20 protein-coding genes are annotated in these 14903 nt (G+C 54.7%); 9 read left to right on the top strand and 11 right to left on the bottom strand.

Going from position 1 to position 14903, the window contains the following annotated elements; all coding sequences use genetic code 11:
- Nucleotides 1-3 precede the first annotated feature (3 nt).
- From DSM117340_RS10565 to DSM117340_RS10555, 3 genes are all read left to right on the top strand, one after another.
- Nucleotides 4-555 carry a 6,7-dimethyl-8-ribityllumazine synthase gene (locus DSM117340_RS10565; protein ID WP_089889341.1) on the top strand — a complete coding sequence of 184 codons (552 nt, stop codon included), beginning with the start codon at nt 4-6 and terminating at the stop codon, nt 553-555.
- Nucleotides 552-1019 (top strand): transcription antitermination factor NusB, encoded by a 468-nt coding sequence (gene nusB / locus DSM117340_RS10560; protein ID WP_089889345.1) that lies wholly within the window; start codon nt 552-554, stop codon nt 1017-1019. Before DSM117340_RS10565 ends, nusB begins: the two co-directional genes overlap by 4 nt.
- A gap of 105 nt (nt 1020-1124) precedes the next feature.
- The gene (locus DSM117340_RS10555) at nt 1125-2129 is read left to right on the top strand and encodes an LLM class flavin-dependent oxidoreductase (protein ID WP_089889348.1); all 1005 of its coding nucleotides are present in this window, start codon (nt 1125-1127) and stop codon (nt 2127-2129) included.
- Between the two features lie 171 nt (nt 2130-2300).
- Here DSM117340_RS10555 and DSM117340_RS10550 read toward each other — a convergent pair whose 3' ends face one another.
- The gene (locus DSM117340_RS10550) at nt 2301-3320 is read right to left on the bottom strand and encodes a polyprenyl synthetase family protein (RefSeq protein ID WP_089889351.1); all 1020 of its coding nucleotides are present in this window, start codon (nt 3318-3320) and stop codon (nt 2301-2303) included.
- Between the two features lie 35 nt (nt 3321-3355).
- Here DSM117340_RS10550 and DSM117340_RS10545 point away from each other — a divergent pair, with 35 nt between their 5' ends.
- The 3 genes from DSM117340_RS10545 (at nt 3356) to DSM117340_RS10535 (ending at nt 4590) form a co-directional block, all read left to right on the top strand.
- Nucleotides 3356-3577, top strand: a complete 222-nt coding sequence (locus DSM117340_RS10545; protein WP_089889355.1) for a DUF2007 domain-containing protein — start codon at nt 3356-3358, stop codon at nt 3575-3577.
- Nucleotides 3564-4322 carry a methyltransferase gene (locus tag DSM117340_RS10540; RefSeq protein WP_089889357.1) on the top strand — a complete coding sequence of 253 codons (759 nt, stop codon included), beginning with the start codon at nt 3564-3566 and terminating at the stop codon, nt 4320-4322. Before DSM117340_RS10545 ends, DSM117340_RS10540 begins: the two co-directional genes overlap by 14 nt.
- Before the next feature lie 94 nt (nt 4323-4416).
- Nucleotides 4417-4590 carry a YdcH family protein gene (locus DSM117340_RS10535; protein ID WP_089889359.1) on the top strand — a complete coding sequence of 58 codons (174 nt, stop codon included), beginning with the start codon at nt 4417-4419 and terminating at the stop codon, nt 4588-4590.
- 111 nt (nt 4591-4701) lie between these two features.
- Here DSM117340_RS10535 and phbB read toward each other — a convergent pair whose 3' ends face one another.
- The 3 genes from phbB to DSM117340_RS10520 all read right to left on the bottom strand — a co-directional run bounded on the left by phbB (nt 4702) and on the right by DSM117340_RS10520 (nt 7704).
- Nucleotides 4702-5424 (bottom strand): acetoacetyl-CoA reductase, encoded by a 723-nt coding sequence (phbB, locus tag DSM117340_RS10530; protein WP_089889360.1) that lies wholly within the window; start codon nt 5422-5424, stop codon nt 4702-4704.
- A 149-nt stretch (nt 5425-5573) separates the two neighbouring features.
- Nucleotides 5574-6749, bottom strand: a complete 1176-nt coding sequence (locus tag DSM117340_RS10525; protein WP_354689587.1) for an acetyl-CoA C-acetyltransferase — start codon at nt 6747-6749, stop codon at nt 5574-5576.
- A 115-nt stretch (nt 6750-6864) separates the two neighbouring features.
- Nucleotides 6865-7704, bottom strand: a complete 840-nt coding sequence (locus DSM117340_RS10520; RefSeq protein WP_089889366.1) for an EAL domain-containing protein — start codon at nt 7702-7704, stop codon at nt 6865-6867.
- Nucleotides 7705-7809: 105 nt separating this feature from the next.
- Between DSM117340_RS10520 and DSM117340_RS10515 the strand changes: the two genes are divergently transcribed.
- Nucleotides 7810-8388, top strand: a complete 579-nt coding sequence (locus DSM117340_RS10515; protein ID WP_089889368.1) for a DNA-3-methyladenine glycosylase I — start codon at nt 7810-7812, stop codon at nt 8386-8388.
- A gap of 26 nt (nt 8389-8414) precedes the next feature.
- On the opposite strand, the gene DSM117340_RS10510 is transcribed toward DSM117340_RS10515, so the two are convergent.
- The 7 genes from DSM117340_RS10510 to DSM117340_RS10480 all read right to left on the bottom strand — a co-directional run bounded on the left by DSM117340_RS10510 (nt 8415) and on the right by DSM117340_RS10480 (nt 13880).
- Entirely contained in the window at nt 8415-9461 is a 1047-nt protein-coding gene (locus DSM117340_RS10510) for a beta-eliminating lyase-related protein (RefSeq protein ID WP_089889371.1), read from the bottom strand.
- The gene (locus DSM117340_RS10505; RefSeq protein ID WP_089889374.1) at nt 9461-9940 is read right to left on the bottom strand and encodes a YcgN family cysteine cluster protein; all 480 of its coding nucleotides are present in this window, start codon (nt 9938-9940) and stop codon (nt 9461-9463) included. Before DSM117340_RS10505 ends, DSM117340_RS10510 begins: the two co-directional genes overlap by 1 nt.
- A complete protein-coding gene (locus tag DSM117340_RS10500; RefSeq protein WP_089889377.1) occupies nt 9937-10875 on the bottom strand; it encodes a bifunctional riboflavin kinase/FAD synthetase in 939 nt (312 codons plus the stop codon). The genes DSM117340_RS10505 and DSM117340_RS10500 overlap by 4 nt, the downstream gene beginning before the upstream one ends.
- Before the next feature lie 212 nt (nt 10876-11087).
- The gene (locus DSM117340_RS10495) at nt 11088-11531 is read right to left on the bottom strand and encodes a MaoC family dehydratase (protein WP_089889380.1); all 444 of its coding nucleotides are present in this window, start codon (nt 11529-11531) and stop codon (nt 11088-11090) included.
- A 127-nt stretch (nt 11532-11658) separates the two neighbouring features.
- Complete coding sequence (locus DSM117340_RS10490) at nt 11659-12534, bottom strand: TIGR01459 family HAD-type hydrolase (RefSeq protein ID WP_089889383.1); 876 nt, start codon at nt 12532-12534, stop codon at nt 11659-11661.
- A 105-nt stretch (nt 12535-12639) separates the two neighbouring features.
- A complete protein-coding gene (locus DSM117340_RS10485; protein ID WP_089889386.1) occupies nt 12640-12918 on the bottom strand; it encodes a DUF1294 domain-containing protein in 279 nt (92 codons plus the stop codon).
- A 41-nt stretch (nt 12919-12959) separates the two neighbouring features.
- Nucleotides 12960-13880, bottom strand: coding sequence for a manganese-dependent inorganic pyrophosphatase (locus DSM117340_RS10480; RefSeq protein WP_089889389.1), 921 nt, complete (start codon nt 13878-13880; stop codon nt 12960-12962).
- 93 nt (nt 13881-13973) lie between these two features.
- Between DSM117340_RS10480 and DSM117340_RS10475 the strand changes: the two genes are divergently transcribed.
- Nucleotides 13974-14630 carry a DUF2161 family putative PD-(D/E)XK-type phosphodiesterase gene (locus DSM117340_RS10475; RefSeq protein WP_177170646.1) on the top strand — a complete coding sequence of 219 codons (657 nt, stop codon included), beginning with the start codon at nt 13974-13976 and terminating at the stop codon, nt 14628-14630.
- Nucleotides 14631-14702: 72 nt separating this feature from the next.
- On the top strand, nt 14703-14888 hold the full coding sequence (locus DSM117340_RS10470; RefSeq protein WP_089889392.1) for a hypothetical protein: 186 nt from the start codon (nt 14703-14705) through the stop codon (nt 14886-14888).
- Nucleotides 14889-14903: the final 15 nt, after the last annotated feature.

Here is a 14903-nt window from a genome sequence, read left to right as displayed (position 1 = left end):
TCCATGGCAAGCTCCCAGTCCCACTATATCCTGCCGCGTCCGAGCTTTGATGCGCCCGTAAAGCTCCTGATCGTGGTTGCGCCCTATTACCGCGATATCACCAATGACATGATCGCAGGCGCCCGCGCCGAAATCGCTGCCGCAGGCGCGACATGTGATCTCATCGAAGTGCCAGGTGCGCTCGAAGTGCCCACCGCCATCGCAACCGCCGAGCGCTTGTCCAATTATGATGGCTATGTGGCACTGGGCTGCGTCATCCGCGGCGCCACCACGCACTACGAGACAGTCTGCAATGACAGCTCCCGCGCCCTCACACTCCTCGGCCTCCAAGGCCTCTTCATCGGCAACGGCATCCTGACTGTTGAAAATATGGCCCAAGCCGAAGAGCGCGCCAACCCAGCAGACATGAACAAAGGTGGCGGAGCCGCTGCGGCAGCCTTGCATCTTGTTGCGCTCGCCCGTAAGTGGGGCTCTCAGCGCGCTACACCAGGTTTCAAACCCGACACCGAAGAGTATCAGCTGGCCCAAACCACCAAAGGCAACCCATCCGCATGACGCTCTCAGGCAACCAAAAACGCAAAATGAAATCTGCCGCACGGCTCTATGCTGTTCAGGCGCTTTTTCAGATGGAACATTCCCATCAAACGGTCGAAGCCGTGATGGCCGAATTTGCCGAGCACCGCTTTGGCGCGTCCTATGATGAGGGCGAGATGCAAGATGGCGATATGGAACTCTTCGCCACGCTGATGGAAAACGCCGTCAGCTACCAAGCCGCCATCGACCAAATGACAGACCGCGCCCTTGTCGCCAAATGGCCGCTGGGTCGGATTGATCCGACATTGCGCGCGCTCTTCCGCGCCGCAGGGGCCGAAATGAGCCAGACAGACACGCCGCCCAAAGTCGTGATCAAAGAGTTTGTCGACGTCGCAGGCGCGTTCCACCCCGAAGGCAAAGAAGCCAGCTTCGTCAATGCCGTGCTCGACCACATGGCCCGCGAGGCGCGCCCCGAGGCGTTCTAAAGCACTTCCTGTCAGGCGTTTCGTCATACTCCACACATTCTACGGCCTGCCAAGCGCACACCATCAGCTCTTGGCAAGTCCCGTGCGCGAGCCTACACCTAGCGCATGAAACACTTCTCCCTCCTTGATCTTTCCCCAATCCCAGAGGGCCAGACAGCCGCGGATGCCCTGCGCAATACCGTTGGCCTTGCCCAAGCGGCCGAGGCCGCAGGCTATCACCGCTACTGGTTGGCAGAGCATCACAATATGCCCGGTATCGCCAGCGCCGCGACCCCTGTGGTCATCGGCCATGTGGCGGGGGCCACCAAACATATGCGCGTCGGGGCAGGGGGCATGATGCTGCCCAATCACGCACCGCTTGTTGTCGCCGAGCAGTTTGGCACATTGGCCACGCTCTACCCGAACAGAATAGACCTCGGCCTTGGGCGCGCGCCTGGAACCGATATGGAAACCGCCCGCGCCCTGCGCCGTCACATGGCACCCGAAGACAGTTTCCCAACCGATGTTCAGGAGCTGCTCCACTACTTTGGAGATACGTCAGGGGCCCGCGTGCGCGCCATTCCGGGTGAGGGCACAGAGGTTCCCGTGTGGATTCTTGGATCTTCGCTTTACGGCGCTCAGCTCGCGGCCATGCTCGGCTTGCCCTATGCCTTCGCCTCTCACTTTGCGCCCGATCTCTTGGAGGAGGCGCTTTATATTTATCGCAACAGTTTCCGCCCGTCAGGCAGGCTCGCCGCGCCCTATGTTGTCGTAGCCGCAGGGGCCTGCGCCGCAGAGACAGATGAAGAGGCTGCATTTCTGCGCACGTCCCAAATGCTCGCCTTCGCCCGTCTGCGGACGGGCCGGCCCGGCAAGCTGCCGCTGCCCGTCGACGATATTGAGGCCGAAGTGCCCGCGCCTGTCCTTGCGGGTGTGCGCCAAGCGCTCGGCTGCTCGGCCACAGGCGCGCCCGATACAGTCAAAGCTCAGCTCGCTGCGCTCATCGCGCGCCATGAGCCCGATGAACTCATGGTCACTGGTATGATCCACGATCACGCCGCGCGCATCCGCTCGTTTCAAATTGTCGCCGAGGCACTCAAGGCGCTTCAGTCCGAGCGCGCGGCCGCTTAGCCAAACCCGAGGATCGGCGCAGCCCGCCTACACCAGCGCACGCTGCGTTATCTTAATTTCGGTTAACTTTTATCGAGTCACGCGGTGCACGCTTTGTGCACGGGTTGTGCACGCATATCACCCCCCTAGAATCAGCGCTTCAGCACGCTGTTAACCAAGCGGGGCGCCGCCTTAACTGATCCGTGACACCACGAACTCTGCAAGAGATTCGAGCATCTCGCGCAGCGGGTGCTCTGGCATCGCCTGAAGCGCCGCGCACCCCTTGGCAGCATACCCCAAGGCGTCCTGCCGCGCGGCTTCCAAAGCACCATGTTTTTCAAGCAAATCAATGGCATGCTCAAGGTCGCCGTCACGCTGGTCGCCCTTTTCAATGGTACGGCTCCAGAAAGCACGCTCCTCGGCGTCCGCCAAGGCCACCGCCTTGATCACAGGCAGGGTCAGCTTGCGCTCGCGGAAGTCGTCGCCAATGTTCTTGCCTGTTGCGCCTGAAAACCCTTTGTAATCAAGTAGATCATCAACAATCTGGAAGGCGATCCCAAGCGCATCACCATAATCATACAGCGCCTTCACTTGTGCCTCTGGCGCGCCAGCGATCACGCCGCCCACTTCCGTGGCCGCTGAGAAAAGCGCAGCTGTCTTGCCGCGCACAACCTGCAAATAGATCGCTTCTGTTGTGGCCAAATCCTGCGCTGCCGTCAGCTGCAAAACCTCGCCCTCGGCAATCGTCGCTGAGGCATTGGCCAGAATATCAAGCACCCGCAAATTGCCTGTTTCCACCATAAGCTGGAACGAGCGCGAGAACAGATAATCGCCAACGAGAACAGAACTTTTGTTGTCCCACAAGAGGTTAGCCGTCGGGCGGCCGCGCCGCTTTTCGCTTTCGTCGACCACATCATCGTGCAGCAAAGTCGCCGTGTGGATGAACTCTACAGTTGCTGCGAGATGCACATGATAGGGGCCCTCATAGCCGCAAAGTTCGGCTGCGGCGAGTGTCAGCATCGGGCGCAGGCGCTTGCCGCCCGCCTCAACCAAATGTTGTGTAACTTCAGGGATGCGGGGCGCATGTTTGGAGGCCATCCGCTCGCGGATCAAGACGTTGACCGCCTCCATGCCTGCGGCCAAATGTGCGGCCAGTCTCTCGTGCGGTTTGTTTGCCGATCCGTTCAAGCTCTTCACGCTCCCGTCAGACATCTCGACATTTGCTGCCGAATGGTCATATTCACTTTATGAAACAACTTCTTAGCACGAACAATATGGCCGATCTGGCCTTTGCCCAAGCGCTGCTTCAGGGCGAGGGTATAGCCGTGTTTGAAATGGACGTAAATATGAGCGTGCTGGAAGGCGGCATAGGAATTTTCCCGCGCCGGCTTATGGTCGTCGAGGCAGATTATGACGCGGCTGCAAAGACACTGCGGGACAACGGGTTGGACGTCGATGAGCATCCCTGATCTCACGCATGACGCCTTTCTGGGCGGGCGCTTGAAGCTCTGGCAACCAAAGCAAGGCTACCGCGCAGGAGTTGATCCTGTGCTGTTGGCGGCGAGTATTGCCGCCAAAGCTGGTGAGAGCGTTCTTGATCTGGGCTGCGGGGCAGGGGCCGCCGCGCTCTGTCTGGGGCGGCGTGTCGAGGGCTTGGAGCTGCATGGCTTGGAACTCCAACCGTTTTACGCCGAATTGGCCGAGAAGAACGCAGCCGAGAACGAAATCCCCTTCACGGTCCATCAAGGAGACGTTGCTGACATGCCCGCCGCGTTGAAAGAACGGCGCTTTCACCATGTGTTAACCAACCCTCCATACTTTGATCGTGAGACAGGCTCCAAAGCCCCTGACACACTCCGCGAAACCGCAATGGGCGGCGCATCGCTTCCACTCTGGCTTGAGGCCGCCGCGCGCCGCCTTCTGCCGAAAGGTTATCTGACGCTTATTTGTCGTGCCGAGCGTGTTCCTGAGCTGCTGGCAGGGCTACCAGACTACCTTGGCTCTTGTGAGCTATGGCCCATTCTGCCGCGCGCGGGCCAGCCCTCACAGCTAGTCTTGCTGCGCGCCCGTCACTCTGGTCGCGCTGCCTTTCGTTTGCATGCTGGGCTCTTGATGCATAAGGGCGTTGCGCACACAGCCGACGCAGAAAGCTACACGGATGAGATTGCCGAAGTTTTGCGCAATGCTGTGTCTTTGCCCTTCCCGAAAAAATGATTGCATTTTTTTGCCCATCCTCTCGCATCTGCGGCGTGACTTCTTATGTTTGATATGCTCGACTGAAGACGCAACATTTTGAGAGGAGATTGCAATGAGCTTGAATTCCCATGTTGAAGAACTGAAGAGAAAACACCAGACCCTCTCGGATCGTGTAGAAACTCTCCAGCGCACGCCAAGTGCCTCAGATGCCGAAATCGCAGACCTCAAAAAGCAAAAGCTTAAAATCAAAGAGCAAATCTCTCGCTTCGAGACGACATCAGCCTGATTTTAAATGCATTTTTAACGCGCCTCACATTTTGGGGCGCGTTTTTTATATCGCAGGAACATAGAAAAGGCCGCACTTTTCAGCGCGGCCAAGAGCTTTGGTGTTGATCGTTTAGACGAAGAACTGACCACCATTTGCCGAGATCGTGGAGCCGTTGATGAAGCCCGCGTCATCAGAGGCGAGGAAGGCAACGCAGCGCGCGATTTCTTCAGGCTCGCCCAGACGGCCTGCTGGAATCTGGCCAATGATGGACTCGCGGACTTTTTCAGGAACAGCCATGACCATTTCTGTGGCGATATACCCAGGGCAGATCGCGTTCGCGGTGATACCAGCGCGCGCACCTTCTTGGGCCAGTGATTTTACAATCCCCAAGTCCCCAGCTTTTGTTGCTGCGTAGTTGACTTGGGCGAACTGGCCCTTTTGTCCATTGATTGAGCTAATGACGATCACACGACCAAATTTTCGTTCCCGCATACCGTTCCAGATCGGGTGAACCGTGTTGAAAACACCTGTGAGGTTTGTATCGATCACTTCGTGCCATTGCTGTGGTGTCATTTTGTGGAAAGGCGCGTCGCGCGTAATGCCCGCGTTTGCGACCACGACATCAATCGGACCAACCTCGGCTTCGACTTTCGCAAGCCCAGCAGCAGACTCATCATAGTCGGCCACATTCCACTTGTAAGTCTTGATGCCGGTCTCAGCGGTAAAGGCAGCGGCGGCATCATCATTGCCAGCATAAGTCGCGGCAACATTGTAGCCATCGTCTTTCAACCGTTTTGCAATCGCCGCCCCAATCCCACGAGATCCGCCGGTAACCAATGCTGTTCTTGTCATGATGTCATTCTCCACACTTAAATTAGGTAATCCTATTACCAATTGCGTATAGTTTAAGCAATAATGTTGCGCAAGCAAAATGCTGCAGGGGCAAAAAAACGGGGCGCTCCATCTGGAGCGCCCCGCGATAAGTCTTTATTTCGGGTAAGTTAAGGGCGCTCAACGCAAAGTGCTACGCCCATGCCTCCCCCGATGCAAAGTGTTGCAAGGCCTTTCTTGGCATCACGGCGCTGCATTTCAAAAAGCAATGTATTGAGAACGCGGCAGCCTGAGGCACCGATCGGGTGGCCAATCGCAATTGCGCCGCCGTTAACGTTGACGATCTCTGGATCCCAACCCATCTCTTTGTTGACGGCGCAGGCCTGCGCAGCAAAGGCTTCATTTGCTTCCACAAGATCAAGATCGCTTGCGCTCCAGCCCGCTTTTTCGAGAGCTTTGCGGCTGGCGTAAATTGGCCCGACGCCCATGACGGTCGGATCAAGACCCGCTGTCGCATATGATACAATCCGAGCGAGTGGTTCGATCCCGCGCTTTTCAGCATTGTCAGCGCTCATCAGGAGCACAGCAGCTGCACCATCGTTGAGGCCAGAGGCATTTGCCGCTGTCACTGTTCCGTCTTTCGCAAAGGCTGGGCGCAACTTTTGCATCGCTTCCATCGTAGCACCGTGGCGAATATATTCGTCAGCGTCCACGACCGTTTCGCCCTTGCGCGTCTTGACTGTAAAGGCGGCAATTTCATTTGCAAATTTGCCAGCTTTTTGAGCCGATTCCGCTTTGTTTTGTGAAGCAACAGCGAAAGCGTCTTGCTCATCACGGCTGATTTGCCATTTTTCGGCTACGTTTTCAGCGGTTTGGCCCATGTGGTAGTTGTTGAAGGCATCCCAAAGTCCATCGCGGATCATACTATCGATGTACTTCATATCACCCATTTTGATCCCATCGCGCAGGTGCGCAACGTGGGGGCTAAGGGACATATTTTCTTGGCCGCCAGCTGCGACGATGTCGGCGTCACCCAGTTGAATATGCTGAGCGCCAAGAGCTACGGCGCGAAGGCCAGAACCGCATACCTGATTGATACTCCATGCTGAGCTCTCAATGGGTAGGCCCGCGTTGATATGTGCTTGGCGAGCAGGGTTTTGGCCTTGACCAGCCGTAAGGACCTGACCGAGAATTGTTTCAGAAACTTCGTTTTTGGCGATGCCTGCGCGCTCTACGACGGCTTCCAAAATAGCAGCACCAAGGTCGTGAGCCGGAGTATTGGCAAACGAGCCTCCAAACGAACCAACTGCCGTACGAGCAGCGGAGGCGATTACAACATTAGTCATGAGCATTCCTTTCCCAGAAAAGACTTAGCCACAGTTGCGGCGTAAGCAGTTGGGATTGGCATACCGCATTTGCCGCATTGCGGCAACAACCCTGCTAAGACCAAGCGACGCAGGGTCACGCGCTGCGCTCATCCTTTTGGTTTCGGTCCCAAACAGGGCTGATGGTGGGGGCAGAGAAGAAGTAGCCTTGCAAACAGTCAATTCCTAGATCGGCCAAAAAGACAGCATCTTCGCGATTTTCGACAAACTCGGCAACGGTAAGCATGTCAAACTGATCGGCAATTGCCTTGAGCGCACTTGTGAGAACCTGATTGTCTGGGTTTTGAGCAATCCCTCGAATGAATTGACCGTCTATTTTCAGGATATCAAAGTAAAAATCCCGCAGATAACGAAAGGAGGTGTAGCCAGCTCCGAAATCATCCAGCGCAAAGCTCACCCCTTTAGACTGTATTTCGTTCATAAAGGCGATAACCAGTTCGGGAACGGTCATCGCAGAACTTTCGGTAATTTCGAGGATCAGGCGTTCGCCGACCGTCACATTGCGCTGCAAGCCCTGCTTGAGGGTTCTGATCCAGCGCGGATATCCAATTGATCGAGCTGACATATTGATTGAAAGACGCAGATCTGGCTGTCGAGCGAGCGTACGCAAGCCTTTTTCAAGGGCAATGCAATCCATGATCCGCCCTAGCTCGGTGGTTTCTATTTCGTGGATGAATTCCTTGGCTGGAATGATGCGGCCAGTCTCATCCGTGAGGCGGACAAGGGCTTCGTAAAAGGCGACCTTATATGGCGCATGAGCATGCATGATCGGTTGATAGGCTAGTAAAACTTGTTTTTGTCGCAGAGCGACTTCAACCATTTGCATCGCTGACTTATCACGCGCAGTCACAGCATAGCCCAATGGATTGTTCACATCGTCTCCATGAGCCGCAACTGGCCGTTTGATATTCTTCATCCTAGTGTTCCCGAGTGATGCCACTGACGTTGGGAGAATTACGTGAGATGTGCTAACAACCGTTTAAGCAAAGAAATTGCCTTAAAATTTAGCTGAGTCCTGAAAATGACAGAGAAATTACCGATAAGATGTGGCTGGCATGGGGAAGACCCTGAGTATGTTCGCTATCATGATGAGGAGTGGGGTGTGCCCGAATGGGACAGCCGTGCGCTTTGGGAGAAACTGGTGCTCGACGGGTTTCAGGCGGGTTTGAGTTGGATCACTATCTTGCGCAAGAGAGATAACTTTCGTGAGGCGTTTCAGGGCTTTAATCCAGAAGTGATAGCCGATTGGGGCGAAGAGGATGTGCAGCGGTTACTGAAAAATAAGGGCATAATCCGTCATCGCGGCAAGATTGAAGCGACAATTACCAATGCTCAGGCATATCTCAAGATTGAGGCTGCAGAAGGGTTCTCGGATTATTGCTGGAATTTTGTGGGCGGCGCACCGCTACAGAATTCTTGGGGAAGTTTGCTAGACGTGCCGCCGCAAACAGCGCTCTCCCAAAAATTTTCGAAAAATTTGAAGGAAAGGGGCTTCAAGTTTTGCGGTCCAACCATCGTCTACGCTTGGATGGAAGCCTGCGGGCTTGCCAATGATCATTTGACGACGTGCTTCCGCCATGAGGAGCTCAGAGCCAGGTAAGTTGGCTTTAAAACAGAGTTAATTACTTAGCCTTTGGCCACGTCGAGGAATGTGTCGATAAGTTCCTCAGAGATCGACCAGTCGCAAACGAGACGGCATGGTAAGGGCTCATTTGGGTCGCCTGCGTCAATATCTCCCGCCAAAACATAATAACGTGCACCTGCCGCGGCGAGCCTCTGGTGGGCGGCGCGGGGCAGCTCTGCAAAAATGATGTTGGCGTCGGGGCGGTTCGTAATCTGGGCACCTTCGACTGTGCGAAGACCTGATGCCAGGCGCTGACAGTTGATATTGGCTTGTTTGGCTGATTTAAGCCAGAGGTCATCTGCCAAATAGGCCTGCATTTGGGCTGAGAGGAAGCGATGCTTTGAAAAGAGATGCGCGCCCCGTTTGCGGCGCAACTCGAACTCCCATGCTTTGGTCGGGTCGAAAAATATGACAGCTTCAACCCCCATGCAGCCATTCTTCGTGCCGCCAAAGGACACGACATCAACGCCGGCCTTCCAAGTCATTTCAGCTGCCGAGCAGTCCAAAGCCGCTTGGGCGTTTGCAAAGCGTGCGCCGTCTAGATGAACGCCGAGCCCATAAGACTTTGCCACATCTGAAAGTGCTTTGATCTGGGCGAGTGAATGAACTGCACCGCGCTCTGTCACTTGTGTAATGGAAACTGGACCACGTTGGGGTCCATGCACGCCGCGGGTTTGTTGTGCTTCAATACTGGAGCGCAGAGTTTCAGGGGTCATCTGGTCTAGCGTGCCAACGATCGATAGCTTTGCGCCCGCCGTGTAGAATTCTGGGGCGTTGCATTCATCTTCATGGATGTGGGCCGTGGGCGAGCAAAACACTGTCTCATAGGGTGCGCACATCGTGGCAAGCGCCAAGGCGTTCGCCGCTGTTCCTGTTGCAACAAGATAGACAGCGGCCTCTGGCGCTTCAAAGATCGACCTAAGCGTCTCACGGACTTCGTCCATGATTATATCTGCGCCGTATGGCATAGCGTAACCCGTGTTGGCACGGGCGAGGGCGGCCAAAACTTCAGGATGCGCAGGGCCTGAATTGTCTGAGGCAAAATACATTAGATTGGCTCCTCGATAATGTGGTCTTCCCAGTCTTCTTCCGCGATTTCAAACTCTGGCACAGTACGGTGCTGCATGGAAATCCCTACCGTATGTACACTCTCTGCTGTGCCGCTGATCAGGGGATGCCACTCATAGAGCGGTTTTCCCTGCCAGAGAAGTTTGTAGGCGCAGGTTGTCGGCATCCAGTAGAGATGGGTGTCAAGATTTTCAGACTTGAGGTTAATGCACTCAGGCACAAATTGGTGTCGGGTTTCGTATTGGGCACAGCGGCATGTGGTGTCATCAAATAAGCGGCAGGCGACACGGGTCAGGGCGACCTCGCCTGTGTCTTCGTCTTCAAGTTTGTTCAAGCAACATTTGCCGCAGCCATCACAAAGCGCTTCCCATTCTTTCGTAGTCATCTCTGAGAGAGTTTTGCGCTCCCAGAATCTGGGGGCGAGTCCATCGCGTTCGATCGGGTCTTTTGCGTCGTTCATAGTGCGCTCAATATTTTGCGTGCTTCGTCGCAGTCAGAGTGCATCTGTGCGATAAAGGCCTCGAGGCTTCCGAAGGTTTCCTCAGGGCGCAGGTATTCAACGAGAGCGACCGAGAGTGTTTCTCCATAGAGATCACCTTTGAAATCAAAAATATATGTCTCCAGATTTGGAGTGTTTTCGCCAAACATTGGTCGTGTGCCGAGAGAGGCCGCGCCTGTGTATTTGCCTGCGTTTGGTCCAGTGAGCACATCAACCTCGACTGCATAAACGCCAAACTTAGGCAAATGTAGATCAGTCAGGTGCATGTTTGCTGTTGGAAATCCAAGCTCGCGGCCTCGCTTTTCGCCGTGTTGGACTGCGCCTTCAAGCCTGTGCCAGTGGCCCAACATAGCTGCCGCGTCTTGTGGGCGGCCCTCACTGAGTGCGGTGCGTATTGCTGTGGAGGAGACTTGTGCACCCTTCGTGGCAAGAAGTGGCGCAATGCTAACACCAAATCCCATTTTCTCACCGAAGTGCAAAAGGTCTTCTGCCGTTCCAGCGCGCGCTTTGCCAAAGCAAAAGTCTTGGCCGATCACGACATGTGTCAAACCGAGGCCCTCGCTGATAACCTCACGCGCAAATTGTTCGGGCGTCAAGGCTGCGAGGCTATCGTTAAATGGCAGTTCATATAGGTATTCGACACCCAGTTTGGTCAATCTATTTTGCCGAGCCACAGGACTCATCAGGCGGAAGGCTGGCGTTTGTGGTGCAAAGTATGCGCGCGGGTGCGGCTCGAACGTGAGCACACCGAGCGGGGCCTTTGCCTTGTTGGCAGCGGTGCGCGCGATGTCGATTACGGACTGATGCCCAAGGTGCACGCCGTCAAAGTTGCCGATAGCAACAGCGGCTCCACGATCGGCCTTTGGGGTATTATGATAGGAATTGATCACACGCATAAAGCTTGGGTAGCCTTAGGTGGCACGGGGTGCAAGAGCCTCTAGGCTTTCCGCTTTTTTTCTCGGCGCCACGAAGGCGCTCGCTCAGCTTAAAAATATATTTTCCCTCAGGATAAGATGAGTTTGTCCCAAAGCGCCGCACTCTGCGGTCTGGTCGTTTTCATCCCGTCTGAAGTGTTTTGCGGGATCAATTCGATACGTTTGGTACGAGATCAGTCAAACTTGCCTGATGGCGCTAAGACGGTGGCCTCACCAACCAAGACTTTCTTGCCGTCTACAAGACAGCGTGTCTCGAGTTGCACGCGGCGCTTGGCAACATCGATCCCGATCACTTCGACCTCTGCTACCACGGTGTCTCCGGGACGCACGGGCGCTAAGAACTTAAGGGACTGCCCCATATAAACAGTGCCATGACCCGGTAACTGCTCACCAATCACAGCCGAAATGAGGCCCGCAGTAAGCATCCCGTGCGCAATCCTGCCCTCAAAAATAGTATCGCGTGCGTAATCATCATCAAGATGAACAGGGTTTCTATCAGTTGAAATCTGCGCGAACATTTCGATGTCTTCATCGGTGACGGTTTTGCGCAGGTAGCGCATCATGCCCATCTCGATTTCTTCGATGGTAATAGTTCCGCGGGGCAGATTATCCAACATTTCGCCCTCTCTCGTTTTGTGGCGCTTGACGTGTCTCAGCAACAATAGGGATTACATGGGCCTATATGTTGAAACATTGTTACTTTGCAGTTGCAGCAAAATCAAGGCTAAAAAATGTAAATGAGGCTTACCGGAGACGGCCAATCGCAAAAGTCGGGGTGATCATTTGCTTTGTAACGAAGGCTTCTAGCGCATCTGCGTCTGGTTGATCTTTCGTTTTGGTTTCTGACGCGGCCAAGCCGCCAGTGATAAACAAAGAATCGATATCTTCGCCCTGCGCTCCTTGAATATCTGTGTGAATCCCATCCCCGATGGCGAGTATTCGTGAGCTGTCCACCTTGTTAGCCAAAGCATTTAGGCGGCGGCGTGCGAGATCGTAGATTGGTGGGTGTGGCTTTCCAAAATAAAGACTCTCACCGCCCATTTCGGTGTAGAGTGCTGCCAGCGCACCGGCACACCATTCACGGACTTCGCCACGATCAACGACGATGTCTGGATTGGCGCAAAGGAGTTTCATCCCTTTTTGTTTGGCATAAAGAAAGTCAGCACGGTTCACTGCAGGATCTGCCATCGGATCAAATGGGCCACAGCAGACGATGCCCTCCGCCTCTTGAAGCGGTACGCGAGTGATATGGGCGGGGTCATTGATGATTTCGATTGGGTCAAAGAAGCCAGAATCACGTGTCCACTCGCCCATAAAATAGACTTTTTCACCGACCATGCCGCGGAACATAGCTGAACGCGCCGAATCGCCTGAACTGGCAATACTGTCATAGGCATCTGCAGGCACACCGAATTGGCCAAGCTGTGCAGCAACGCCTTCGCGGGGCTTGGGCGAGTTTGTTACGAGGATCACAATACCGCCTGACTTGCGGTATGCTTGTAGCGCGGCGATAGCCTCAGGGTAGGCTGTCACACCATCATGAACGCAGCCCCAGAGATCGACAAAAAGTGCATCATACTGCGCGGAAATTTCGCTGAGGGCGGGAATGATCCGAGTCATGAGGTGGCTCCTTTGGGATTTGGCCCCGTTATGTCAGGGGGATGGAGACATTAAAAGGGGGAGCAGGCTGTGACGAGAGCTAGGCCGTTCTGAAAGACTTAGAAGCTATGTCGTCACTTCATAAAGCACACCTGCAATGATGAGGCTCAAAAGATTGAACCAGATCGTGCGGTTGAGCTTTGTATGAAAGGGATGCGGGGCTTTCTTGTGGATGAAAAGCCGCTGTCCCAGCTTGAGCCCAAACCATCCGCCGAGAAGGCCCAATCGCAGGAGGCTAAGTTCACGCAGTCTCATATGACCCAAGCGTGCGCTGGATTTGTCCCAGCCGAAAGCTGCGAGTGAAACAAGATTTATCAAAAGTGCGTATTTGATGAGCACAAACATAAAGACAAGGAGCGCCGCTTTGGGCGCTCCTTTGAATAGGCTTAGAGCGCCAGGCTTGGGATAATCTGTTTCTTACGGCTCATGATCCCGGGAAGCACTACGCTATCGCCTGATACAGTCGCGCCAAAGCTTTTCTCGGCCACTGTTTTGACCAGATCATTTGGGACCAGCAGTGTGGCTTCTTCATTGAGGATGTCCACAACGAAGAGCAGAACTTGCTCAACACCGTCCTCAGACGCAACTGTCGGCATGGCCGCCATCAGGCTGGCTTTACGGCTGAGAACCGTATCTGGCGCAGTGGTTTCGAGTACGGAGACACGGAACTTTGTACCTGCGACTTCGTACTCTTTGCTGTCCATGCGCAAAAGTTCAGCATCAGAGAAGGCAGATACATCAGACTTTGCGGCAAACATTTCAGCAGCATAGGTAGGAATGTCGATCCCCAGATCGCTGGCAAGCTGCTCTGCCACGGCTTTGTCATGCGGCGTGGTTGTGGGCGAGCGGAACTCAAGCGTATCGCTGAGAATACAAGTGAGCGCTGTGCCTTTGGCCCAGTCAGGCATCTTGGCCGCGTCATCGCCCATCAGGTCGATCATTATCGTAGCTGTGCACGCGAGTGGGCGAATTGTGATCTCGATCGGCCCTTTTGTTTCAAGGCCACCAACGAGCTTGTGGTGATCAATGATCGCTTGGACATCGGCACCGTTCACACCTGCGGGCAGCTCAGCTGGGTTGTTCGTATCGACGATGACACAAGGTTGGTTTTCGTCCAGATCGCTGATGATACGTGGTTTTGGAAGGTCCCATTTTGCAAGCAAGAAAGCGGCCTCTGTATTTGGTTCTCCCAAAAGCACGGCCTCGGCGCTTTGGCCTTTGACTTCGTTGAGATACCAAGCCCAAAGAATAGGTGAGCCTGTGCTGTCGGTGTCGGGTGATTTATGGCCCAGTACAAGGGTTGTCATCGGAACTGCTCCTGAGATTACGCTAATTTGCGGGCCTTATAAGCTGCTGGTGTGGGCTTGTCACGAGGTGTCGCGCGGGGCAAATTGCCTCTGATGAAGAAGATAAAAGAAACAGAGCTATATGCGCCTGTGAAGGCCTATCTTGTGGCGCTTGGCTATGAGGTAAAGGGTGAGGTGGGCGCGGCCGACGTTGTCGCCCGACGTGGTGCAGAGGCTCCCCTGATTGTCGAACTCAAGACAGGGTTTTCTCTTCAGCTAATGCATCAGGCTGTGGCGCGCCAACGGATCAGCGATAGTGTCTATGTGGCGGTGCCCCGCTGGAAGGGGCGCGCGAGCTGGAAAGCGTTCAAAGCAAACGTGGGGCTTTGCAAGCGGCTCGGTGTTGGGGTGTTGTCGGTCGATTTTGAGACGGGCGCAGTTCAAGCACATAGTGATCCCGCTGCATTTCAGCCCCGAAAGTCAAAACCGAAGGCGGCAGCACTGATGCGAGAGTTTGAGGCGCGTGAGGGCGATCCGAACGAAGGTGGTATGGCGAGGATGACAATAGTCACAGCTTATAGGCAAGATGCCGAGAAATGCGCACGCCACTTGGCCGAGAATGGCCCCAGCCGGGGGCGCGATGTCAAAGATGCAACAGGAATTGCACGCGCGACGGCAATGATGAGATCAAATCACTACGGTTGGTTTGAAAAGCAAGGGAAGGGCGTTTACGCTCTGAGTACCGCGGGCCGAAAGGCCCTTAACTGTTAACACTATCTTGCGCTTGTGATTTTGCGCGACATGCGTAAAGTTTAAATCAGTATATTTTTTGGAGCTGCCCCAATGACCAGTAAATCTATTTTTCTTTCCGCTGCTGCCCTCGCCATGATCGCAAGCCTGTCTGCCTGCGGTTCTCGCAACGCCGGCGAAAACCTTGTTCAGGTCCAGATGAGCGAAGCCTCATACCAGAACCTCTACGGCGGCTATGCAAATACATGCGACTCTGTTGCTGGCGACGCCTGCAATTGATCTCTGAGGGCTAAG

The organism is Lentibacter algarum (assembly GCF_040580765.1).
Taxonomy (GTDB): domain Bacteria; phylum Pseudomonadota; class Alphaproteobacteria; order Rhodobacterales; family Rhodobacteraceae; genus Lentibacter; species Lentibacter algarum.
This window is presented reverse-complemented; position numbering and strand designations above follow the sequence as displayed.